The sequence below is a fragment of the Aquirufa sp. A-Brett2-15D genome, from assembly GCF_054558735.1.
Map to the genome: position 1 here is coordinate 261,529 of NZ_JBSKFT010000002.1, position 23,411 is coordinate 284,939.

18 protein-coding genes are annotated in these 23,411 nt (G+C 36.3%); 12 read left to right on the forward strand and 6 right to left on the reverse strand.

What is annotated here, in order from left to right:
- Positions 1-20: 20 nt before the first annotated feature.
- Both ACST14_RS06335 and ACST14_RS06340 read right to left on the reverse strand, forming a co-directional pair.
- Positions 21-4,775: a DUF4116 domain-containing protein gene (locus ACST14_RS06335; protein ID WP_459461717.1), complete on the reverse strand. Its 4,755-nt coding sequence runs from the start codon at positions 4,773-4,775 to the stop codon at positions 21-23.
- A gap of 89 nt (positions 4,776-4,864) precedes the next feature.
- Entirely contained in the window at positions 4,865-5,716 is an 852-nt protein-coding gene (locus tag ACST14_RS06340) for an HNH endonuclease domain-containing protein (RefSeq protein WP_459461719.1), read from the reverse strand.
- A gap of 196 nt (positions 5,717-5,912) precedes the next feature.
- Here ACST14_RS06340 and ACST14_RS06345 point away from each other — a divergent pair, with 196 nt between their 5' ends.
- The gene (locus ACST14_RS06345) at positions 5,913-6,425 is read left to right on the forward strand and encodes a hypothetical protein (protein WP_459461721.1); all 513 of its coding nucleotides are present in this window, start codon (positions 5,913-5,915) and stop codon (positions 6,423-6,425) included.
- 83 nt (positions 6,426-6,508) lie between these two features.
- Here ACST14_RS06345 and ACST14_RS06350 read toward each other — a convergent pair whose 3' ends face one another.
- Positions 6,509-6,766, reverse strand: a complete 258-nt coding sequence (locus ACST14_RS06350) for a hypothetical protein (protein ID WP_459461723.1) — start codon at positions 6,764-6,766, stop codon at positions 6,509-6,511.
- 51 nt (positions 6,767-6,817) lie between these two features.
- A complete protein-coding gene (locus tag ACST14_RS06355) occupies positions 6,818-7,432 on the reverse strand; it encodes a hypothetical protein (RefSeq protein ID WP_459461725.1) in 615 nt (204 codons plus the stop codon).
- Positions 7,433-7,720: 288 nt separating this feature from the next.
- Here ACST14_RS06355 and ACST14_RS06360 point away from each other — a divergent pair, with 288 nt between their 5' ends.
- The 5 genes from ACST14_RS06360 (at position 7,721) to ACST14_RS06380 (ending at position 12,485) form a co-directional block, all read left to right on the forward strand.
- Positions 7,721-8,569, forward strand: coding sequence for a hypothetical protein (locus ACST14_RS06360; protein WP_459461727.1), 849 nt, complete (start codon positions 7,721-7,723; stop codon positions 8,567-8,569).
- Between the two features lie 404 nt (positions 8,570-8,973).
- A complete protein-coding gene (locus ACST14_RS06365; protein ID WP_459461729.1) occupies positions 8,974-9,606 on the forward strand; it encodes a hypothetical protein in 633 nt (210 codons plus the stop codon).
- Between the two features lie 128 nt (positions 9,607-9,734).
- Positions 9,735-10,154, forward strand: coding sequence for a tropomyosin (locus ACST14_RS06370; protein WP_459461731.1), 420 nt, complete (start codon positions 9,735-9,737; stop codon positions 10,152-10,154).
- Positions 10,155-10,395: 241 nt separating this feature from the next.
- Complete coding sequence (locus tag ACST14_RS06375; RefSeq protein ID WP_459461733.1) at positions 10,396-11,274, forward strand: hypothetical protein; 879 nt, start codon at positions 10,396-10,398, stop codon at positions 11,272-11,274.
- Positions 11,271-12,485 (forward strand): DUF4116 domain-containing protein, encoded by a 1,215-nt coding sequence (locus ACST14_RS06380; protein WP_459461735.1) that lies wholly within the window; start codon positions 11,271-11,273, stop codon positions 12,483-12,485. The genes ACST14_RS06375 and ACST14_RS06380 overlap by 4 nt, the downstream gene beginning before the upstream one ends.
- Here the strand turns inward: ACST14_RS06380 and ACST14_RS06385 are convergent.
- On the reverse strand, positions 12,458-13,561 hold the full coding sequence (locus ACST14_RS06385; protein ID WP_459461737.1) for a reverse transcriptase domain-containing protein: 1,104 nt from the start codon (positions 13,559-13,561) through the stop codon (positions 12,458-12,460). The genes ACST14_RS06380 and ACST14_RS06385 overlap by 28 nt on opposite strands.
- A gap of 4 nt (positions 13,562-13,565) precedes the next feature.
- Positions 13,566-13,799, reverse strand: coding sequence for a hypothetical protein (locus tag ACST14_RS06390; RefSeq protein ID WP_459461739.1), 234 nt, complete (start codon positions 13,797-13,799; stop codon positions 13,566-13,568).
- Between the two features lie 616 nt (positions 13,800-14,415).
- Between ACST14_RS06390 and ACST14_RS06395 the strand changes: the two genes are divergently transcribed.
- From ACST14_RS06395 to ACST14_RS06420, 6 genes are all read left to right on the forward strand, one after another.
- Positions 14,416-15,420 (forward strand): helix-turn-helix transcriptional regulator, encoded by a 1,005-nt coding sequence (locus tag ACST14_RS06395; protein WP_459461741.1) that lies wholly within the window; start codon positions 14,416-14,418, stop codon positions 15,418-15,420.
- 2 nt (positions 15,421-15,422) lie between these two features.
- A complete protein-coding gene (locus ACST14_RS06400) occupies positions 15,423-17,018 on the forward strand; it encodes an ATP-binding protein (RefSeq protein WP_459461743.1) in 1,596 nt (531 codons plus the stop codon).
- 20 nt (positions 17,019-17,038) lie between these two features.
- Complete coding sequence (locus ACST14_RS06405; RefSeq protein ID WP_459461745.1) at positions 17,039-18,178, forward strand: metallophosphoesterase family protein; 1,140 nt, start codon at positions 17,039-17,041, stop codon at positions 18,176-18,178.
- A gap of 11 nt (positions 18,179-18,189) precedes the next feature.
- Positions 18,190-20,664 (forward strand): ATP-binding protein, encoded by a 2,475-nt coding sequence (locus ACST14_RS06410; RefSeq protein ID WP_459461747.1) that lies wholly within the window; start codon positions 18,190-18,192, stop codon positions 20,662-20,664.
- A gap of 69 nt (positions 20,665-20,733) precedes the next feature.
- A complete protein-coding gene (locus tag ACST14_RS06415; protein WP_459461750.1) occupies positions 20,734-21,855 on the forward strand; it encodes a cysteine desulfurase family protein in 1,122 nt (373 codons plus the stop codon).
- A complete protein-coding gene (locus ACST14_RS06420) occupies positions 21,846-23,402 on the forward strand; it encodes a DEAD/DEAH box helicase (protein ID WP_459461752.1) in 1,557 nt (518 codons plus the stop codon). Before ACST14_RS06415 ends, ACST14_RS06420 begins: the two co-directional genes overlap by 10 nt.
- The last annotated feature ends 9 nt before the right edge of the window (positions 23,403-23,411 follow it).

Genomic DNA, 23,411 nt, shown 5'->3' on the forward strand with positions numbered 1-23,411 from the left:
TTATTCTAGTTTAAAGTACTCTATGAATAATAATTGAGTAAAAACTTTTTAATCTCTTTAATATCAACTATTTCAATTTCATTTTCTTCAAGCAAATCCCTTAATTCATCTACATCAATCAGCTCTTTACCATTATTAAAGTAGAGCGTGGAAGAAAAGCCTTGACCGGTAGTTTCGTAATCTTGATTTTCTTCAAAGGAGTCATACGTACCATCAGGGAGGTTATAGCGATAAGACTCAACAATATCGCCTTCAAACTCTACCGAAATATTTGCTACATCAAAAACACCAGGAGCTACCTCCATGGTATAAGTCTTCCATTTACCCCATCCGTAGGCTTTCTCATCTGAGGAAGCGATATGGACAAAACTTCCTTTTTCTGAGCAATCGAAGCTTTCCTTTAAATTATCCACTACAGGAGCGTCATAGGCCAATTTAACCTCGACAATCTTGCCACTTGGCAGTTGCATATCGGTAGCCGGTTCACCCATGCCATAGGTATGGTAAATGCTTGTGTAGTCATGCCAGGAATTGTAATAGATAAAATCTGACCAACCGTCTTCAGTTTCTAAAAACTCAAGAATCGTTTCATCCGAAATTTCTCCCGCAACCGCCTCACTGAGGTAGCAATTCCGATCGTATCCCAGGGTAACTGTACCAGACTCTGGGAAATAATATTGAGTTGCTATGAAGGTTTTGTCTTCCGGTTGGCTATTGAGGGTAACGCTTTCAATCGTGTATTTTTCAGACAAAGCTTCTGCAAAATCTGACTCTTCAAACAAATTGATGTACCTGGTTATACTTAGGTCCTTCGTTAGTTCAGCGAGTGTATCGGACAGGGTGTATGACCACTCGATTTTTCGAATTTTCGAAACCTCTTTTGAAACCATCAAGTTGAATAACTTCGAATTAAACTTCTCCTCTACTTCCAAATAATCGAAAACATCCAAATTCCTTTCTATCAACTTGTAGAATAAGTCTGGATTTCGTTGTTCTTCTTCAAGTGCTTGAACAAGTTGAGGCTGAAATTCAATCAATTCAAGCAGAAACTTGGTATCATTTAAGAGGGTATCATCTATTCTAAAGTTTTTAAATTTATTCCCTTTTGCAATTTCTAGAATAAGTGCTTTGTCTGTATTCCACTGTTCTGGCAGCCCCAAATCTGTCAACCCATAATAGGACTGCTCACTGTTGCAAATACCATACTGAAGTGCTATCGCTCTATTTTTCTGTAGTTTGTCTGGGAAGTAGGTGAACTGATCAGAATTTAATTCGAGATATGGAAGGATAAACGAATCATCGTGAAGTAATTTGGAATCAAAAAATGCATCCAGTATCTCAAAATCGATTTTTGTCCCCAAAAGCATTTTTAGGAATGCTTCGTCATTTTTAAAGTTACCGGGAAGGTTTTCAAACTTGGCGGACAAGTCGTAGAAATCATCCGATTTCAAGTACGCAAAGGCATATGCACAATCCTGCTGTAACTTATTAGAAAGTAGTGGATACAATTCTGATCCTTTGGCTACAAGTTGAGGAGTGATATAACTGGACTCCTCGAATTTTTTACCTAATTTCTTTCTCAATGCTTGAAAAGTCTCAGCAGAAGGATAATATGCAAATGCTTTCTCAAGTATGGTTAGATCCTGTTCCCAGTTTGTAAATAAATCTTCCCACCCAAATTCTACCCCATTCTCAATTGCTAGGCATACATTAGTAAGTGTATTGCTGATAGGTTCCCAATAATAAATCTGTCCATTTTGATTGAGCCCATAAAGTAGGGCATCCTCATGCAATGGAAAAGATCCATTATTCTCTGAGATAAAATACCACGAATCCTCAAAAAACGAATGATCCATCATTTCTAACACGGATGCATCAAGGTTGTAAGCATGTTCGAAAAACTCATAGATAGGCTCTGGGTCTCTTTCGATGAAGTACGCAAATAAAAGCGGATCAATGGTGAGGATTTGTTTCGCAAGAGCTTGCGCCTCTTCTGATTTCCAATCAAACTCTTTGGATACCCAATAGCAAGCTTCGGGATTGGCAGTAAGCGCGATGCGAATAAATACAGCGTCCTTCTTTTGATCCTCATTTAAATATTGCAGCAGATTTCCATTAATCGTCAGTGCTTCTTTTACAAATTCATCGGTGAAGGTTTCGTCCTTTTCTAGGTATTTAAAAGCCCAATTGTGATTGCGTAAGTGCTTTTTGAGTTCTTGTTCGCCTAAAGCCTTTCTACATGATTTGAATTGCAAAGGGAAAGAGGTGACCTCTAAAATCGAACGTGTTATATCCACGTTTTTACTGAAAAATTCCTCGGGAAGAAAAGCGACCTGGGTAGGGTCTATTTTGATTGCTTCCAAAATCGCGGTTGAGGTAGGATTTTCATTAAGTGTTTTAAAGACCATTAATTCCTCTTCAAATGCAGCATCGGCTGAATTCAAAATGGCATTAAACCTAATTTGTTTAGGATAGGAGGAGTTAGAAAAGTGTTTAAAAATACCTCCATTGATTTTTGAAACGTATTCTTGTACCGCTGTATCAGAAGAGATTTCAGAAGGTAACAGTTTAAACGCTTCTGGATTTTGATGCAGTGCTGTCCAGTAAATCTCTGGGTCAGAGACTATTTTTTCATCTAGGTACCGAATCACTAACCCATTCAAGCTTACTGCTTCTTTGGCTAGTTGTTTGTCTGACTTCAATTCTTCAGAACAGTATTTGATCGCGATTGGTAATTTTGGCAGGATGCTAAGCATAAACTCCCGGTCTGCTAAAATTGACTTATCCGCAAACGTAATTGTGTAGGGGTTGGAATCTGTTAGTTTAGAAAGAAACGCCTTATCTTTTTTGAGCGAAGCTGGCGCATAATAGAGGACATTATTTTTGTTTTTTGCAGCAAGCACGAGCTTGTCTGACACACCTTCACGCTCCATAATTTCAACAGATATAGACTTAATGTTGAACGGGTTATCCTGAAGAAGTCTTACCGCCAAATCAAAATCGATCTTTCCATCCACATGAATTACCTCATCGGGGAGCTGATTCAACATCAAACTTCCATCCGCAGTTTTTAGGGCTATGTCTAAAAACGCTCTGTCTTTTTTAAATTTATCTGGAAGATTGGGGTAATTGTTAGCCCCATCGAGTTCAACGGCTAGTTTTGCGAAAGCCTCATTATCTTCTAACTTTTTATTTTTTTCAAGCAATTCTCCATAGGAACCTATATTTTGATTTAGGTAGCTAAAACAGAAATTTTCATCCTTCGGTATGCGGGGGCTCGCATAGTCAAGAAGCCCATTTTTGATGATTAACGCAGCATCTTCACAGATAAACTCTTGGTATCCTTCGATCAAGCAATCTGAATAGGAAATACTGGGTATAGGCTTGTAAGAGAGATGACTGTGCAGGTAATCCATTAACTCTTTAAAAAATGTAGGGTCCGTTCGAAGGGACTCGGGTAGGATGTCAAACGAAATGTCGCCCGATTGATTTTCGATGGCAATTAGGGTCAGTTCCTTGGTCTTGTAGTCATCAGGCAAATACTGGTAGTAATTCGAGTTGGCGATCATCACTTTTTTTAGAAGCTGCTGATCGGTTAAATCTATAACTTCTGAAAAATTATCATCAAGATATCCATTTTCTATTGCGAGTTTTCGGATGCTTTTTGAGGCAGTAAACTTTTCTGGCAATAACGCAAAGATTTCAGGATTTGCTACAATCAAGGCTTCTAAATTGGCTTCTTTTTTTAGGAGCGATTCGTGTGCAAAATGAATTTGATTGCTATCCTCCTTAATAATTTCAATCAGCTTTTCTAGCACTCCGTAATGAGAAAGGGGTAATTTGTTCTTGATGACCTCATCATCATCATCATCGTCATCATCATCATCTTCTTCTTCTTCTTCTTCTTCTTCTTCTTCTCCATCTTCCTCCTCACTTTCTGTATAATCAAATTCATGGAAATCCTCTTCACTTGAAGCGCCTTCTTTCATTTCATCACTTGCATCCTCTTCCTGAGGATTTGAAAATGCATAGACATATTTTCCATCACAATACAGAAGCACTATTCCGCTAGCATTTTCCTCTTTAAATTCTTTTTTTGCCCAATTCGCCTCCTTTTTTCCAATCAAATTTGCTAATCCGGTCCAATCATCGAGTTCCACCGTTCCTAAGGGTTGAATACAATCCCCCACATCAGAAGTCCCTGCTATGACAGCCATTAGGTCTTCTTTTTCAATGGTCATTATAACAATCTCCCCGTCTACTAAAAAATTCTCTAAAGCCTCAGAAAAAATATCTACTCCATTTTCTGCAATAAAGGCATCTATTTCCTCCTGACTTTTTGCATCGGAAGGTGAAGTAGAACTAATAGCTTGCCCTACTTTAGAAGATTGGACGCCGACTACGCCTTCACCTTGAATCGTAGCCAAAAATGCTAGCGCCGCTGCTACAGCAGCCTCCTTATCGTCAAATTTTGGATTTCCTACGATTCTCAACCCATTACCTGCTGCATCAATCTTATGCGAGGAACGAGAAGAAACTTGAGCGATAAAGTCTTCGTCTCTGGTGTAATAGCCGATTTTGATGACACCTTTTACCGTATTAAAAAATAGGTGAGTCCCCTTAGCTGCACTTACGGAAGGAATGTAGATGTCTAGGAAATTATCTTTATCCAGTTTCTTTGCTTCTGCATCAGGGTACACCTCTGATATGGAGTTTAGAAGATGTTGCTGAATTGTTAATTCTGAGGAGCCATTGTTTGATTGATCCGATACCATTATTTTAATTTTTTAGGTAAGATTTACTTTGCATATTTTAAATGATTTTATTTTTCAAAGTTTTCTTTTTTGATTGAAAAAATATTAATCTATTCTTTGATGGATACCGCCGGAAAATGAAAACTTCTAACCTCTTGATAGTCTTTTTTTATTTCTTCAATTGACTGTTGGTTTATCTTCTCTATAATTTTTCTTGCTTGGTCTTTCAATTCTTTTTCAGAATAAAATTTATCGTGGCTTACCCCTAAATTAGGGGGAATTTTTATCCCAAATTTTTTTGATAAATCAAATAGTTTACTTGGAACTCTATTGGATTTTCTTCGATTAATACTTGCTGAAATTGGGATTAAGTTTTCAATTATATTGCCAGGCCCACCCAAGGAGGCCGGCACAACATGGTCAATGTCAATTATATGCTCCTCTTGCATTTGGATTTTGAATAAATGATAGACTTCTTCTCTAATTTTAGTGGGAATATGTTTTGTTAATTCAGTGGAAATTTCAATTAATTTTAATTCAAAATTGTCTTCTAAATAATACCAAGCTGATTGGTTCAAAAACCTATCCTCAAGAGGAAAAGATACATCAAATTGCACTACTTGTTCAAGCTCATATTCCAAAATATTATACAATTCTTCCGAATCATCCGAAGCGTATTTTTTGAGTTTGGAAATCCAAAAGGAATCATCTTTTATGTTTGACTCATTTAAAACATAGTTTGCCATTTTTTTGAATCCTTCTATGCAGATACTATGTACTTTACTAACAATTCCTGAACCAAAAATTGCATACCCATTTTGAGCAACATAAATTAAATCTCCTACTTTTACATTTGAGCCGGATGGAATAGACTTGCGTTTAACTTCACATAACCAACCATTTGAAATTTTGTATCCAAGATTTTTTCTCTTGATCAAATGCTTTTTTTGGATAAAAGCCATAGAAGATTTTAAGTTTAGGATTACTTAATATTTTTTAAAACAAAAATGCTCGTCTAATTTGGATTCGATATTTAAAAATACAAGATTTATTGAGCAAAATAAAGTATTTTTTATTTTTTAAACAGAATTATTAATACTTTATCCGCTTAGTAAGCGTTTAAAATTATTCAGATTATATTTTAGATTTTAATTTTTTATGACATTGCAAGAAACACTATCAGCGGGTATGAAAAGGAGTTACTCTGGTAGCATCATTAAAAAAATGAACAAGGATAATTTTTTGGACATACATATCCCATCGGTTAACACAGCTAAGTCAACGCATTTGTTTTTTAATACTCCCCAAAGTGGAATCAAAATTGGATTCTACTGCCGGGATGAGGAATTTGTAAAGGCCACTTTGAAAAAAAGTAAAAAGTTGGAAAGCTATTCTCAAGGTATACGCTTGAAGGGCAACCCCGTTTTTGAAAATGCTGATTTAGCCATAATGGCGGCAATTGATTTTATTGATTTAATGACTGTGGAGAAGAATAAGAAGGAAGTAAAACCCATAGCCTTAAATAAACCTAAGCCAGCTGTAAAAAAAGCTCCTAAGATTACATCGAAGCCGGAAATAGTAAAACTTCAAATTCAGATACCACCTAAGGTGGAAATCCAAGAATCAGAACCTATTGGATTTTGGCAATGGTTATTAAGGATTTTTAAATAACTAAAAAGCCAGTTGATTAAACTGTCTTTTTAGTTTAAAAATGAACCATCGAAGAAGTTGGATATGGAGTTTTTCCAACACATTTATTCATTCTTATTGTTATTCGACCAATCATCAGATTTCAAATCCAAAAACAAGTTAATGAATTCCTTGTCTAAAGCGATCTCAAGGTTATCTTTATCCTCTTGAATCTCCTTATCTATTTTCTCTTTGTTTGACTCCAAATAACCCGCTAAAATTTCTTGTGATTTAAGTTCAATTTGAGCGTCTGTCCAATTGCTATACTCTTTCTTAATGTGTTTTTTGATGGACTCTAAATCTGGAGTTTTCAGTTGTTTCATTTAAACTATTATTTCCTAAAAAATAAAACTTTAACTAGTTCTAAATTGTGTTCAAGAATGCAACCAACTGATGTATTCTTCATGTGTTTCAAAATTAATTACATTAATCCCCATTTCATTTTTAAGTGCATTTTTCCAAATGTATTTATAGATAGAAAGTAAAACTAACATGTTTTTAGAGTAGGGCTCGTAAATGATAAGTTTACTTTCTTCTGAAACGATAGTTATTTTTATGGAGGATTCACCTTCTTCCACTAACTCGATATCTTTTACGCAATCCCAAGAGAAAATCAGTTGCAATTCACTTTCTTCCATGCAATTACTATAGAATCCATCCCTATTTACGTACAAAAAGCCGGCTAATTCTCTGTCTGATACATGTACTATGGAGGTGAAAAAGAAAGGATTATGATTATCTATTTCGTATCCTAGTTCGCTTAGGGCAGTGTTTATATATACCAAACCTGTTACCGTTTTTTCTTTCTTTATTCTTGCAGAAGCTTTGGCAACCAACTCCTCATTATTTAAATCAAAATCCCCCAAATTAATTTCAGCGGCATCAGAATCGTCTGCCATGACATAATCAGCCCAATTGATTTTAGTGGAGTCTAGGTCTTCTAACTCGTCCAATCTTTCTTTTACTGGCTTCTCTGGTATCTTTTTCACTGTGGTGTGCCTTAAATTATTTTAGTAGAAAAGTACAAGATTTAGAAAATAAAACAAAGTAGGAATTAAAATAGGGTTTAATAGTCGTGAAGTGGAGTTAGATAAAACGTATTATAAAATTATTTATGTAGCTCATAAATTAAATTCTGTGACAAAAAGCGTACCCGGAACGGCGCGTATTTTTTTATTCCGGCTTTTTTTGCTTATTTTAATTAATAGGAATAGTTTTATTTTGTGTTATTATAGTGCAATTCCGGTTAATCAACGAAATATTTAAATTTAGCAGCTATGATGAGCAAAAAACAATTTGATGATCTTTGGGGAAATTCAATTGGATCTCTTCGCCCTAAAATTGCAATACCTGATTACAATGATTATTTGATACGAGAGGGGATGTTAGAAGATTATTTAGACATTTTTAGAGGTCATAGTACACGAGATAGAGAGGGTACAATTAAAATGCCCTATCCTCATCCATTTTTTAATGATGACGGCACACCTAAGCTTGGGATAACACCTTGTATTAAGTATGTATTAGTAGGGGAGGCTCCTCCGAAATTAAAACCCTCTGTATTAAATAAGTGTAATGGGGATAAAAAAAACTCCTATATCTATGATATAAGGCACGTAAAATCTTCACCTTGGCTTACTTCTCCAAGAGATGCATTTGGCGCATGCAATTATTCTCCCTGTCCACAAGATAAAATTAGTTACCTATTAGATTTAGCTTCTAAAGGTGTTTTATTATTAGATTTGTACCCGTTTGCTATACTTTTCAGTTCAGCTTTAAGAAGAAGATTAAATCGAACTAGAAGAACTTTAAGTTTCTGGAATAACTCTAATCCTGCCATTATAAATCCTTATAATTTACAAGATAGAATCAATCGCTTAGGTACATTATTATGTAAAGATTGGGATTTATCATTTGTGGCACCTTATCTAACATCAGAATATATAGTTAATCCGGTTAATGGATTTCCTCCATTGGCCATTGTTTTTCTAGGAATTCATCCTGTAACTTTTAGGATATTTTTACCTGATCCAACTCGTTTCGCTGGAAATCACTTTAAGAAAATTGCAATTTGTAATTCGGCATATCCTTGTCCAAGTGCACATTTAGTCCGAATATCATTTTAATCTTTAAACCCCGGACTACAACCATTCATAAACTCCTTGTAGTCAGTATCATCATCGAAGAAGTCTCGTTTATCCGAGGCTTCTTCTGGTTAAAGACGTATGGCCCATGAATGCTCGGGGCAACCGCCTTCTAGGTCTTTCAAATCGATTTTTGTGATGCAGTGGTTCGTTTAATGTCGGTCTAATAAAGTAGTTATTTTTAAAAGAAATAATAGAGCATTTTTGTCACTGATCAAAAATCAGTTTAAAACATTTAAATCGATAAAATGGGGTTAATTTTCATTTTTTGGCCTTATTTTTTGTCTCTATAAATAGACTTAAATGCCTGATAGTTAAGACCTTGTATTGCGTATGTGAATAATTATTCGGAATTTTGCATTGTTAAATCTGACCAAAAGAACAAAATGAGTAAACAAAGGAAAATAGTCGCCGAAGCACTTTATCTACCATCAGCCGAGTCATATCAGCTGATAGATAGGGAAGGTCGTGTGGCTATGGTTCGTAAAGATTTAATCGATGATAATAAATTAGAAATTATCGATGGTGTCATTTTTCTGACAGAAGGTCAATACGAAGCCTGGTTTAAAGTGGAGGAGCGAATCAAACGAGATGAAGCTCTTTTTAGACCTAATGTTTACAAGTTCTTTGAAAGTCGGGAGTACCTAGTTGCGCATCCGGAAATATGTAATAAATATTCCGCAGAGTTTGGTGCGTTTAGTTACTGTACTGTGTCCCCTAGTTTAGGGGCATTGGCTCTTTCCTTTCATCAAGGAGGGAGAACAATTGAATGCCAATATTGCAAACAAAATGCCCATTTGTTTAGATCTATTGGATCAGTTTTGAGTGGATATTCAGCACAAAATTTTATTTGTGAGAATGTTGCTTGTCAAAAGGTAAATACGAAAGTAAAATCAGGATTGGGAGAAACAGTGAAGTATTTTGTGAATCTTAACGAGACCTATACGAATCTGTATCCATCCGCGAAATCGTACGAATCCTTGTCTTTTGCTGATATACTTTCAGCATTACCAGCGTAAGGCTGTAACCTTACATCTTATTTATTTCATTTTTTAATTCCTACACATTGCAGCGCGTAATCGTGGTGGGAAGATTTTATCAACAAAAACCTTAAAGAAATATGGCTAATATAAAGAATTGCCTTAAAATGAAGAACCGGATCCTCGGAATGATGGATACTGAGTTTACAAAAGCGAGCCGTTACAACTCCATTAGTGAGAAAAACAGACGGCCTTACAGTGTTTTTGAGTCCTTAAAAAACTACGAGGACTTAGCTGAAAAACTGGTGAACTTAAAAACTAAGTTGCACGAGGCGAATGTAAAAGGAGGAATGCTAAGGAAAATATTCCTTTTAGCGGAATTGAAAACCCAGGCGAATAAGTTACAAAATTTAGACTGCTCTGAAGGAGCGGTAACTAGCCGCTATGACAGTACCGAAATACTGAAAACAGCGGAGTTAACGGTGGAGGTAAGAGACGCTATTATAATGAGCCTCCAGGATCGCATAGATGCGATAGAGGAGGAGTTAGACCGCTTTAACCATGACACGGTTGTAGAGGGAGTGTAAGAAATAAGGGCGCTCAAAAGGAGCGCCCCATATAATATTGTTAGGGGGAGAGAATAGTTAGAGATAAGCACCCATTTAAAGCCATATCGCACGCTATCGATAGTCGATCTAGAACCTGTATTCAAAATTCAAGATTCCAAGAGTCAGCATTGCAACCTGTCAAAGTTCAGCGTTCTTTCAAGCTAATCTTAATTGTCCTTGAACCCTAACATTTTATTAACCTATAAACTAAAAATAACCTATGACTCAATCAGAATATAAATTATTACTTGAAGTACTTGCCATTGAAACCCATTCCAAAGAGGAGGGGGCAATGATTGAGTTTTTACTTGATTTCTTTGCTAAAAATGACATTAAAGCCTGGAAAGATGAGATGGGTAATGTATATGCAGAAAAAGGGGAGATAGGTAACTACCAAAAATACCCCTTAGTGGTTGCGCATACAGACACCGTACACCGTATTCACGGGAACAAGATTATACCCAAGAAATTGCTTTTACCTAATTATGCGGGAGAATTGAAGCCAGCCTTAAAGGGATTTGATGCTAATGACAATCCAGTAGGCTTAGGGGCTGACTGCAAAGTGGGGATTGCTTTGTGCTTGATCCTATTTTTAAGACAACCTGTACTAAAGGGTTTCTTCCCAGTACAGGAGGAAATAGGGGCCAGAGGAGCAGAGAAAGTGGATGTTTCCTTTTTGCAAAATGTGGGCTATGCCATCGAGTTTGATAGCCCGGCGAATACCTCGTCCATTACCTTAGGGAACCAGCTGATGTATAACCCGGATGATGAAAAGGGATTGGGTAAGATTTGGACAGCATTATTATTAGAGTTCTCTGAAAAAAGAGAAACGGAATTTACTTTAGAGCAGCATTCCTACACGGATATTGTGAAATTGCGCCCCCATTTTACTTGCTGCAATGTGCCGGTAGGATATTATTTATACCATACGACCTCGGAGTATTTAGTGGAGGAAGAGGCGTTTATGGCGTTGGAATTAGGGGAGGAGTTAATTAAGAGAGCGGGTTATCGGTATTATGATGATGCGCCGCACCCTAGTGCGAGACGATTGATTACCCAGTTTGCGCTTAATACGATGGAAATTATTGGAGAAATATGATGGAAGAAAAACAGTATTTAATGGAGGAAGTGAGTCGGGATCGACACGCTTACCAGTGGTTATCAGATGAGTGGCGCGCAGATGTAGATGTGGCGCGCGGCAGTATTGAGAAGTTTGGGACTACGCTGGCTTTTGCGCCTTTGTGGATGAAAGCTGATCGAGAGTTAGCTCTATTAGCGGTGAAAGCTAATGGGTTAGCGATTGAGTTTGTGCATCCGGATTTAGTAAAATCGGATTTGGAAATATGTATCAAAGCTGTGGAAAATGAAACCGATGTAATGGACTTATTAAGCCCAGAGATGCGCATGAAGGAAGAGGTTTTGTTAGCCTTATTAAACAACGATTGGGGTTATAGACCCTTTAAAGATCAAGTTCCAGATACTTTATTACGTAATAAGGCATTTATGAAGCAGGTCGTGGCGATTAACGGCCGAATGCTTGAAATGGGTTCGTCTCGTATCAGTATGGATCCAGAAATTGCTAGTATTGCTGCCCTGAATTGTGGTCGTTTTGCTTTTAAGCATTTGGAAGAATGTTATGCGATTCCACAGGTAATGGAGGTGTTAGAAGGTATGCAAGAGGAATGTGAAAATTTGATGGATCAGTATCTTTTAGAGAAGGATCCCGAAAAGAGAGAATATCTATATTGGGAGGTAATGGAGTATGATTCCTATTATGGAATTCGATCCTCACGATCTCAAAAATATGCTTATTCGGAAAATGAAGAGGTGAATGAAGAGGAGCCAAAAGGTATTCGGTTTTTTATGATGAGTCATGATGTATCTATGGCCAAAACGGCAGGCCCAGATGGCCAAGATCCCTTACGGATTGATGCGTTATTTCATTCGGAAAACACCAGTTTTGGAGGGTGGAGCTATGCCCTTTCTCAACAACTGAAGGAGAAACTTCATCTGCAGGCCACTTTAGTGAGCACGCCATTAATTGATCGTAGCTCTGAAATTTCTATTCAGCAGCAGGCAAGATCTATTACGAAGGATATCTTAGCTACTTGTAAGCAGAATAGCTGGCATCGCATTCGCTTGACTAATTTTACTTATTTGAAATCGAGTCAATTCGAGACTTTTTTAGGGATTGGCTTAGAAATAGAGGAACAGAAAAATGATTTCGCTCTAACTATTTATATGGACATAGATCCAGAGTTTGTTAAAGGAAAATATGGGGATCAGTTGGATTTAATAGAAACAAAATAGCGTAGGTATTTCGCGTATTTTATATTAAATCTAGATCTTTTTCCGGTTAGGTGCTGAGCCCAAACGGTGTTTTGGATTTCCTTTCCAGACGGTAGATTTTCTAACTCAGGATTTAACATTTTGTAAATCCTGAGTTTTCCTTTTTCTGAAAAGACATCTTGTGTCACTTTGGATTTCCAATGCTCCACTTCATCCTCTGTGATGACTGGTCTGCCGGAAATGAAGTTGATGCCTAAAAATTCGAATTCTTCTTCAAATGGATCAATGATTTTGCTTTTTTCAGCCGAAAGACTTAGGCTCAGTTTCGCTAGTTCATCGATGAGTTTTTGTTTTACCGCTTCTGGATTATGGGAGGAAGGAATCACGAAACACATGTCATCCGCAAAACGATGGAAGCCGATTTCTGATGGAAAAGCGGATTTAAAATTACGTAAGTAGAATTCGGAAAGTAAAGTAGAAAGCGAACCGCCTGTTACTACGCCAGTAGTATTATCTAGGCTATTGGCTGCTATCATTAAGCGGCAGACTTCAGGTCTAATACCTATTTCTTTTTCAAGATCAGCAAATAAAATAGCCCGGTCGATGGAGGGGAAAAACTTAGTGATGTCCACTTTTAGAATTTGGACACCTGCCTCAGCTTTTTCAATTTCTTGCGAAATCAGAAAAGCCGTATCCATCGGATGCTGTTGGGAAGAATAGGCCTTTCCCCAACCCTGTTTTAGCTCTTGCTGTACGGTTTTAAGAACAATTTGATCGACCAAACTATAGCAATAAATGGTTCGGCTTTTACCTGATTTTGTGAATTTCTTTTGTGCTCTTACAGGCCGAAAATGGTAAGGTTTGCCAGGATCTTCCGTATGATTCTTTAGCTTTCTAAGGATTTCGCCGTAGTGTAAATCCGGATTCTTCAGGAAAGTAATTGTCTTCATGCCATCCGAACCGATAGGTAATTGCGACACGAGGGCAGGATTAGTGAACGCATCTTGATTCGAAAGTGCTAAAGGAACGCGGCGTTTCCATTGAGCTCTTTCGAGTAAAAGATTGAAGCTGTTTTCTAAATCTTGCCTAGAATACATTCGTCTACTCTTTATCCTTAGGTTCTTTAATTTTTCCAAGGTCTACACCGTCGAAACCCTTGTGGTTGCGGATGTTTGACTCTAGGTTAGCGACATCGCCAAAATACAAGTCAGCGATTGAGCGAACTAAATAAACCGCTTCACGTTCTGTTAAACGAAGGGTGGTATTCCCGATGCTTAAGTCCATTCGGTTTCGATTGTCGGTTTTCGACTCGACGGTTTTCTTTACTGTGATCATAGTATTTAGATTTAATGGTTAAAAAATAAGGGTCTACGTTATGTTTTCTTACGGTTTCCAGCTCAAAGCAGCTTAATGGTTATTGCGCGGTGGCCGATTGCTAGGCAAAAGGCTGTAGACCCTCAGGTTGAAATTACGAATAAGTATTAATATGTGGCAGATCTCCCTTAGAATAATTGGGACAATTTATTCGGGTAGAAAGACAAAAGAATTAGAAATTTTAAAATAGAAATAATTAAACTATTTCTATTTTAGATACAAAAATGGTCAAAATAAAACAGAATAATTTATTTAACGGTAATGCTAGTTTTTTTGAGTGAATTTTGAAGCGGATTATCAATTAAATTGCAATTAAAAATTAAAGACAATTTTAGTATAAATTGTCAATTAGTTTTTAAAAATTGTCACTCCTAATTCTACTAAAAATACCTTTAAATATCATTTTATCGCCTATTTTAGGTGTAAATATTAAAAAAATTGTCACTATTATAACATGTATTTATTTATACGTTTTTTGTCGGTGGCGCTTTGTAAATTAAGATTAATTAGTAACTTTGCACCGAACCTCTGCAAGGGGGTGAAAAACCCCATTTTTGAACCAAAAAACCGATTGGCTATGGAAGAATTAGAAGAAGGTAAATCTAAAAAGAAAATCGTCAAGGCGCAACCTACAAAAGAGAATGTTTTGAAGCTTTTGGTGTACCTTTTAGAAAATCCCAAGCCAGTTAAAATGGTTAACCTCGAGCGACTATTTGGTGGTGGATTCGAGTCTAATGTAGATAAATCACGGACTATTTATCGCTACTTAAATATTTTAGAAAAATGGGGATTTGAATTGATTCGCGGAGATCATTATTCCATTAAGAAGAAGGCTAATTATCGTGAGATTCAGTTTAACTCTACGGAGGCACAAGCGCTTTATTTTTCAGCTCAAGGAATTCCTAATGCAGAGCTTCGGGGCATTGCACAAGAAAAGTTATTACGTATTTATCATGAGAGCCGCAGTAAGGAAGAGTTGATTGATAAGCGTACGTTGGAATTAATTCAATGGGCTGAAAAAAATATCAATAAGGCTAAAATTAAGTTTCAGATGATCCTGAAGAACTATACAAGTATTAACTCGGGTGAAATTAAGAATCGTCTAGTGGTTCCTGTGATTTTCAACCTCGAAGCTGTTGAGATATACGCCTATGATTTAGAAGAAAATGGTGTGCTTAAGGTGTTTAAGCTTGATCGCATGGATGGGATCGAGAAATTAAAGGAAAAGGCACCTAAAGAACTGAATCTAGGGAAGCTAGAGATTAAGCGAGATCCGTTTGGGTACCTGATTCAAGGTAAGGAACTTTTGAAGTTAGACCTACGGATGGACCTGAAAGCATTTGTTTTGTTTTCCTTGCATTTCTCTAAGTTAGTCCCTATGATAGAGCGATTAGATGATCCCGATAATCAAAAGCCCTATCGAATAGTACTAGAAGTTTTGCGTGTGGATCCCCTTGCCGGCTGGTTAATCGGCTTGATTAACCATATTGAGATGGTGGATAGCCAGGAATTCAAAGCAAAATTGAAATACCACTTTGAAACCTACATTAAAACAGAATTACAATCAAAATTAAATTCATAAGCATGCAGATCCCCTTGTTAGTTTTTGAGGAATACGTGGATAAGTTCCAGCAAAAGGTTGCCTCTTTGAAAAAACAACCTGTTAGTCCCAAGCGTCGTAGACCGTCGCGCCCCTCGAGTGAGGATGAATTTGAGTTAGTGGAGGATTTAGAGGAGGATGGAGTTGATTCGATGGGTGTTGCCTCTTTCTTGCGTAAGTTTAAAGAGGTATTGCCTGCAAACGACTTAGAGAAGTTTGAGTTCTTGTTAGAAGCTCATTACCGTAACGTCGTTCAGTTCATGGCGCCGGAGGGTCGCTTCAGTAGTAGTTCGACTAAAGTCAAAATTCAGGGGGTGTCGCAATCCGCTGAGTCGATGCCTTTTATTGAATTTTTGGAGATCTTCTTCGCCTTCTCGAAATTGTCGAAAGAAATTGGTATTGCTGCGCGGACGTTTCCGGTATTGATGATTAATAAATGCCAAGACTGGTATCCTAAGGAAGAGTTAGTGCAAAAGTTTACTTGTTTAAATCAAGTACAAGAGTCGTTCTTCTTATTGTATACTTTGGCTCATTATGTGAATGTAGGTTTTGCTAAACGTATCGAATTAACTGAATTCAGAAAGTTTGTTTCTGCTAAGGACTATTTACTTTTTATGCTTTCGATAAATCAAAATAAACAGACCTTCTTGAACGAGGGATTGTGGAAGATCGAAAAAGACATGTGGGATCAAGAATCGACTATTTTGGTCAAAGAGAAAGCTATTCAGCTTATCTTACCCGAGTTTAGTTCTGATGAAACGGAAGAGTTTGATAAATTCCGTGTCATTGCTCCAGCTGATATTTCGGCTATTGATTTGTTTTTTGAAGAGTCGACTCAGCGTTCATTAGATCGATTGACGGCTATCTTGAAATCATGTCCGTCTGAGTTATGGAACACGCGTCGTTTCGGAGTCTTACTTGCTGGAGAATCTGGTTGCGGTAAGACTGAGTTTGTAATGCAATTGTGTAAGCAACTTGGACTAATGTGTGTCAGCGTTTCTTCCTTGTCGTCGAAATGGGTTGGCGAAAGTGAACAATCCATCGTGCGCATTCTTGAGGTAGAATTTCCCCGTTTGATGAAGGAATACAATAACAAGGTGGTGTTGTACTTTGACGAAATTGACCAAGCATTAGGCCAAAAAGTTGAGATCGAAACACATTCATCTTTTTACATGAATGCCATTGTTAGTCAGATGTTAAAAAGTATTGATAGATTCAAAGGAATCTTGATTGGATCAGCTAATGTCGTTGATCGTATGGAAAGCGCAGGGTTGAGACGTTTTGAAACCCTAATCTCATTTTCTTTACCATCTCATGCTGCTCGGAAAGCAATTTGGGCTTCTCGTGAGGGATTTTGGCAAACGAACGAACCTTTATTAGAACGTCTTGCTGAGGTGGAGTTATCAGGCTCTGATATCCATTCCATTTGTTCCCGTGGCTTCTTCTTGCAATACGCAGGCGAGGCTTTCGCGGAGGAATCGCTATTTGAATTAATTGCTGACCAAGAAGTCTTGGCCGCTAAGACCCGGTACCAAAAGTCAGCCAGCTCGACGATTGGATTTCAAAAAATCGCTAGTTAAACATCATAAACCAAACCATTATGATTACTATTTATCATGCCGCTGATCTTCATTTAGGATTGAAGTTTTCTAAAAAATCTGATGCTGTTCGCAGACGGTTAATTCAAGATCGTTTTGATGCCTTGAAGAATATTATTGATGAAGCGAATGAAGATCGCGCTCAATTTTTGGTAATAGCTGGAGATCTTTTTGATTCAGTTCAAGTAGGTGTTCAAGAAACCATTAATCCTACGGCTAACCTACTAGGTACGTTTCAAGGAGAAGCAGTATTGGTTTTACCTGGTAACCATGATTTTTATGAAGCTAATCAGGGTAATGAGGCAGCTTTGACGCTATGGACTCGATTTAATCGTGCAGCGGCAAATCATTCTAAAATTCATGTATTTACCGAGCCATCTGTTCTTTCTTATGAGATCGGAGATGAAAAGATTAATTTTTTCCCAGGTCTGTGTACGAGCAAACATTCGCCTCAACATGCCATTGGATGGATTAGCGAAGTTGTAAAAGATAATATGGCTTTGAATATTGGTGTGGCTCACGGTAATGTAGATGGCTATGGCTTAGACAGTGAAGGCCGCTACTTTAATATGACGGAGGCGGATTTGAGTATAACAGGCTTAGATTTTACTTTATTAGGTCATATTCATGTGCCATATCCTACTCAAACTACTGTAATTAGTAAGCCGCTGTTTTTTATGCCCAGTACCACCGCTCAATCAGCTATGGGTAGAAAAGGGAAGGGTACCTATTGGAAAATTCAATGTGATGGAAAGTCATTTCATCGTGCAGAATTAAAAGTGTCCAGCGAAGTTGAACATATAGATTGGAGTAATAAAGTGGTTAATTCCATGACAGATTTGGATCAATTACTTGGTGATATTACAAGTTTACCTATTGGAAAGTGTTTGCTTCGCCTTCGGGTTTCAGGACGTTTAACCTCTGAAGAGTTAGTTGATTTTAGAAATAGAATCCATGCTTTACGAGACAACTTCATTGAGCTTAATTTTGCTGATTCGATTATTCTTAATATTGATGAGGCATTTATTAATGCTAATTACCGTCAGAATAGTCTTGGCTTCAAGCTGCTAGACAAATTGAATCGGGAGGATCCTGATGGCTTGGCATTGCAGTTAGCTTATGACCTTATTCGTCAACACTAATACCATCTAATATGAAAATTACGAAAATTAAAATCAACCGATTTGCAGGTATCAGCAACTTTGAAGCTTCTTTTGGCGGAAATCTAAATGTGATTTATGGTCCAAATGAGATAGGTAAATCTACTTTATTGAAGGCTATCAAGTTTGGGTTGTTTGTTTCACCCAATATCACCAATCAACAATTAAACGCTAATTTTGGATTTGTATTAGTTGATTTTTTGCCAAAGTCAGGTGGAGATAGTATTGATGTTCAGATTGAGTTTCATTCAAATGGCGTTGAATACAAACTTCGCAAAATTTTTGGTCAAACGGTTGCAACGAAGTTCTCAGAGCTACATTTTGGCGGTACTCAATTAAATGATCACAATGGAGTTCAATCCAAGTTAAATAGTATTTTAGGTATTTCGGGTGATACGCCTAAAATGAATTTAAAAGCTTGGATGGACGTAGTTTTTGCTAATCAAGCTAGTTTGTCTAAGACATTTGATAAAATTAACTCGACTGATACAGTTAAAAATTCATTGGCAGAATTGATGTCTCAATTAGAGGGTATTTCGATTGAAGAATTTAAAACGCGTGTTTCAAATCGGTTAGCTGCTTTGTCACAAAGATGGCGATTGATTGATACTCATGGATTAGTATTAAATCTTCCTGAATTAAATGGAGGGCGAGGGGATTATGATAATCCATTTGTAAATGGTGTAGGGTTAATATTAGGGTCTTATTATGCTTGGAAAAATGAACAAAAAGCACTAAACGATCGACATGCATTAGAGGAACAGTATGATCAAATTGTGGGCGAAATTAGTAATCAACAGGTGGACTTCGATGAGGCAGATCATTTTATTAATGCTAATCAAGCGTTTGAACAAAGTTTAGCTCAACGGAATTTAGTTCTGGCTAATTTGGAAAATGAAAATACTAAATTGTTGAGGTTAAGCGAAAAGTTTCAAAACTGGGTAGCACTTGAAACGTCATTGAATAATTTTCAAGCAAATAATCAACAAATTAATCAGGATTTGGCTGATTTGAAAAATGAAAGGGTATCAGCAATCCAAGTTCAACAATCAGAGCAACTTCGACAAGCGGTAGTACAGCTTTCTCAATTTCAAGGACTAATACAAGAGAAAAATAAAATTTTAGAAGGTCTACAGGCAATATCAGTAATTGATTTATTGAATGCGTCTAAATTCTCTGAGGATCTTCGTGAATTACAAATTCAATTAGGAGCACAAAAATTGAAAGTAAAGCTAGTGGCTAAGAAAGCACTATCAGGAGTGAGTCAGGCTGGAATTTCAGAACCTGAGCCTTTCAATTTAACGATTGGTGATGAAATACTCATCGATGCGAATACCCAATTTGTTTTAGATACTGATCATTTAAAGTTAGAAGTTTCCGCAGGTGAAGAGGATGTGACGGTTCTCAATAAACGTTTTGTAGACTTTACATATAGATTGAATCAGATTCTAACGACTTATAATGTTACGAATATTGACGAGCTAAATCAGTTAAACATAACATATAATGACATATTAGGTGCTAGAAATACGGCACAAAATCAATTTGATGCGCTGCTTTCAGGAAGAGTGTTACAAGACCTAATTGAACAAGTTAATCAGGTGAATGCTATTCAGGTTCGCTCAGTAGATTCACTAAATCAACTCATTGCGAGAAAAGAATTAGAACAGAATCAATTGGCGCAGACAAAATTAGCTAATGAATATACTGTTGAAATTTTGCGTAATGATTATGTCAATCAACAAGGGTTGATGCTTGCAATAGCGAATTCAACGGCACAAAAGGATGCACTTGCTACTCAATTAGCTCACTTTCCTGCTAGACCTGAGGAATTCGATACAGATGAAGCGTTCATGTTACAATACAGATATATGTGCCAGCAAAAAGACTTAGCAACTAGAGAATTGAATCGGTTGCTTCAGTCAAGGGCAGCAATTTTGCCGATTTATGGTGCCGGTGCAACAGTAGAGGAGTTAACTGAATCAGTAGTATCATTACGAGTTCAATATGAATCATTGCTTGCTGAGGGACACGCTTTGTTGAAGATTCAACAGAAAGTGGAGGAGATCGAAGCCGCTATTGGTGCAAATCCATTCGGGGATTTAGAAATGAAGTTAGCGTCCTATCTTGAAAGACTTTCCAATGGTCGTTATTCAGCGGTCGAAATGAATGATGTGACTCCCAACGGAATTCAAAAAGATGGGTTTGTGTTAGACAATCATTTGTTATCTCAGGGGACATCTGACATTTTAGCTTTGGCTACGAGATTAGCGATGGCAGATTACTATTTGGGAGATGAAGATGGATTTTTGATGCTAGATGATCCTATGACCGAGTTAGATGACGAAAGAAAGGTATTTGCCAGTCAACTACTCTCTGAAGTTGCAGACCAAAAGCAGGTTTTTGTGTTTACGTGCCATGGCAGTCATAAGGATTTGTTGGGAGGACAAATGGTTGAATTTGTGTAATTTCCGTTTAATAAATTTATTTCCTGTTTCAGAATTATTTATTTAACTTTTAAGGTTGTTTGCTTTATAATGGAAAAGATAGAAGAGTTTTTTTATTGGGATAATGCCTCTACTACAAAGGTGGATCATCGTGTGGTTAATGCAATGTTACCTTATTTTACTCATTTCTATGGCAATGCATCAAGTAATCATCAATTCGGCAAAATAGCAAAAGATGCGATTGAAAATGCGAGAAAACAAGTCGCAAATTTGATAAATTCTGATGATAAGGAAATTATTTTCACATCAGGCGCAACAGAGTCAATAAATATGGCACTTAAAGGTTACGTAGAAGCAAATTATAAAAAAGGAAACCATATTATTACAGTTAAAACAGAGCACAAAGCAGTATTATCTACCTGTGAATACTTAGAAGAAAGAGGAGTGGAGGTCACATATTTGGACGTTGATGCTAATGGGTTAATATCTTTGGATGAATTGAAAGATGCCATAAAACCACATACATTACTTATTTCTGTAATGTATGTTAATAATGAGATTGGCGTTATCCAGCCGATTAAACAAATAGGTGAAATAGCCAAGCAGCATTTAATTGCTTTTTTTTGTGACGCAACGCAGGCCGTTGGGAAAATTAAAGTGGATGTAGAATTAGATAATATTGATATGCTATCATTTAGTGGGCATAAAATAAATGGGCCAAAGGGAATAGGGGTATTATTTAAAAAGAAAAACATAAAATTGACACCATTAATTCATGGCGGTAGCCAAGAAGGAGGTTTAAGGGCCGGGACGTACAATACACCATTAATTGTAGGTTTAGGTGTTTCCTGTGAAATTATAAAATCGGAATACTATTTTGACTATAATATAATCCAGACAATTAAAAATAAATTGAAAATTTTTGAATGTAGTGAAATAATAGCAGTCGAAAATAAAAATCATTCTAATATCATAACTGTCTATATAAAAGGATTAAATGTTGATCTTTTTATGACCCAAAATTCTAAACACATTATTGGAAATGGCTCAGCATGCAATTCTTCTATTATTCAACAATCACATGTTTTAAAAGCTCTTAAAACTGAAGTTAATGATTTGAATGGTTTTTTTAGAATTTGTTTATCGGGACAGAATGATTTTGAAAAAATTGAAATGTTATTCCAAGAACTGAAATTATATATATGCGACTAATTGAACTTGTAGCAAATATCGATAGCTACACAAAAACGAGTAAATTACTAAATGTTGAAACTGCAAAATTGTTAAGATATACTTTTGCAGAATCAGAAGATCATCCAATAAAATCTGTAATAATCGATGAAGCAATCGTATTGCAGCTTGGAGAAAATTTGATTTATAATAGAAAATACCGAGAAATATTAGTTGCATATTTAACGAAAAAAAATTTAATTGAACTAGGATTCGGTAGCTTGGATGAAGCAAGAAGTTTTTTAAATGATCCCCAAAATTTTTTCGATATTGTTGGAATAGAAAATGAGTTTAAAAGGGAGGCTATTATTGATGATAGACAAAATAGGGAAACTTTACAACCAGTACATAATAGCCTAATTAAAATTAATGGGTTCCCTCATTCTTACCAAAAAAGAATTAAATCGAGTATTATTAAATATTTAATTAATAATGTAAGACCTAGAATACTAGCCACAATGCCAACTGGTGGAGGTAAAACAGTTTTAGCTTTAGAGGCTGTAGTTGATTTTTTAAGAGTTGATAAAGATCTAAAAGGAAATTCTCATAATATTTTATGGCTTGTTAATTCAAAGGAGCTTTGCGAACAAAGTTTGCTCTCTTTTAAAAAAATTTGGCTACAACGTGGAGATCATCCAATTATCATTCAAAGATTTTTTGATAAGTTTGACGAACTAGTTTTTTCAGATTTTCATTCGACGGTTACATTTGCAACGTTTGACTTATTGAATGCGCGAATTGATAATCATGTTATAAAAAAATTACTTCAAGATACTAGTTTATTAATCATTGATGAAGCGCATTTTTCAAATGCTACAACCTATCGTGAATTAATTGAATTGTATAAAGATTTATCACAAGATAATTGTAGAATTTTGGGATTAACAGCTACTCCATACAGGCTTGATGATACATCTAGTGATAGTTTGAGAGGAATGTTCAATGAATTAGTCTCAATTACAGATGAAAATGGGATTGTAGTTGAAAGCCCAATTGACTATCTAGTAGAAGCCAGATATTTAGCTAGGATTAATTTTCACATTCTAAGTGTCGTTTCAGAAACTAAAAATTCTACCTATTATAAAAATCTACATGAGGCAATTGTTAATAATTGTCTACAACTGATCGGGTTGAATGAGAATACCATTATTTATGCAGAGAGCAAATCACATGCGATCGCTTTATCCATTTTACTAAATCAAAAAGGAATAGAAAATGGTTTAATTGTTGGTGAAACTCCAAATGCTTTAAGGAAGGACTTAATTGAAAAATTAGGTGATGATAATTCAAGTTTAAATGTATTGGTTAATCATCAAATTTTATCAACGGGAATTGATGTTCCAGGCTTAAATTCAATAATGATCCTTGGTGATATTAGTTCGCCCACTTTAACATTGCAGATACTTGGAAGAGCAATGAGGGGAGAAGAAAATCAAGGTAACGAAGTAAACACGGTTTATTTAACACCAAGCAATCGAAAAAAGATAGAAGATTTTAAGTTATTAGAATATATTGTATTAAATAATTAATTCAAAAAT

What these genes read in the sequence shown, in the direction of transcription:
- ACST14_RS06335 (WP_459461717.1), bottom strand. Translation starts at nt 4,775, where the DNA reads ATGGTATCGGATCAATCAAACAATGGCTCCTCAGAATTAACAATTCAG.
- ACST14_RS06340 (WP_459461719.1), bottom strand. Translation starts at nt 5,716, where the DNA reads ATGGCTTTTATCCAAAAAAAGCATTTGATCAAGAGAAAAAATCTTGGA.
- ACST14_RS06345 (WP_459461721.1), top strand. Translation starts at nt 5,913, where the DNA reads ATGACATTGCAAGAAACACTATCAGCGGGTATGAAAAGGAGTTACTCT.
- ACST14_RS06350 (WP_459461723.1), bottom strand. Translation starts at nt 6,766, where the DNA reads ATGAAACAACTGAAAACTCCAGATTTAGAGTCCATCAAAAAACACATT.
- ACST14_RS06360 (WP_459461727.1), top strand. Translation starts at nt 7,721, where the DNA reads ATGATGAGCAAAAAACAATTTGATGATCTTTGGGGAAATTCAATTGGA.
- ACST14_RS06365 (WP_459461729.1), top strand. Translation starts at nt 8,974, where the DNA reads ATGAGTAAACAAAGGAAAATAGTCGCCGAAGCACTTTATCTACCATCA.
- ACST14_RS06370 (WP_459461731.1), top strand. Translation starts at nt 9,735, where the DNA reads ATGAAGAACCGGATCCTCGGAATGATGGATACTGAGTTTACAAAAGCG.
- ACST14_RS06375 (WP_459461733.1), top strand. Translation starts at nt 10,396, where the DNA reads ATGACTCAATCAGAATATAAATTATTACTTGAAGTACTTGCCATTGAA.
- ACST14_RS06380 (WP_459461735.1), top strand. Translation starts at nt 11,271, where the DNA reads ATGATGGAAGAAAAACAGTATTTAATGGAGGAAGTGAGTCGGGATCGA.
- ACST14_RS06385 (WP_459461737.1), bottom strand. Translation starts at nt 13,561, where the DNA reads ATGTATTCTAGGCAAGATTTAGAAAACAGCTTCAATCTTTTACTCGAA.
- ACST14_RS06390 (WP_459461739.1), bottom strand. Translation starts at nt 13,799, where the DNA reads ATGATCACAGTAAAGAAAACCGTCGAGTCGAAAACCGACAATCGAAAC.
- ACST14_RS06395 (WP_459461741.1), top strand. Translation starts at nt 14,416, where the DNA reads ATGGAAGAATTAGAAGAAGGTAAATCTAAAAAGAAAATCGTCAAGGCG.
- ACST14_RS06400 (WP_459461743.1), top strand. Translation starts at nt 15,423, where the DNA reads ATGCAGATCCCCTTGTTAGTTTTTGAGGAATACGTGGATAAGTTCCAG.
- ACST14_RS06405 (WP_459461745.1), top strand. Translation starts at nt 17,039, where the DNA reads ATGATTACTATTTATCATGCCGCTGATCTTCATTTAGGATTGAAGTTT.
- ACST14_RS06410 (WP_459461747.1), top strand. Translation starts at nt 18,190, where the DNA reads ATGAAAATTACGAAAATTAAAATCAACCGATTTGCAGGTATCAGCAAC.
- ACST14_RS06415 (WP_459461750.1), top strand. Translation starts at nt 20,734, where the DNA reads ATGGAAAAGATAGAAGAGTTTTTTTATTGGGATAATGCCTCTACTACA.
- ACST14_RS06420 (WP_459461752.1), top strand. Translation starts at nt 21,846, where the DNA reads ATGCGACTAATTGAACTTGTAGCAAATATCGATAGCTACACAAAAACG.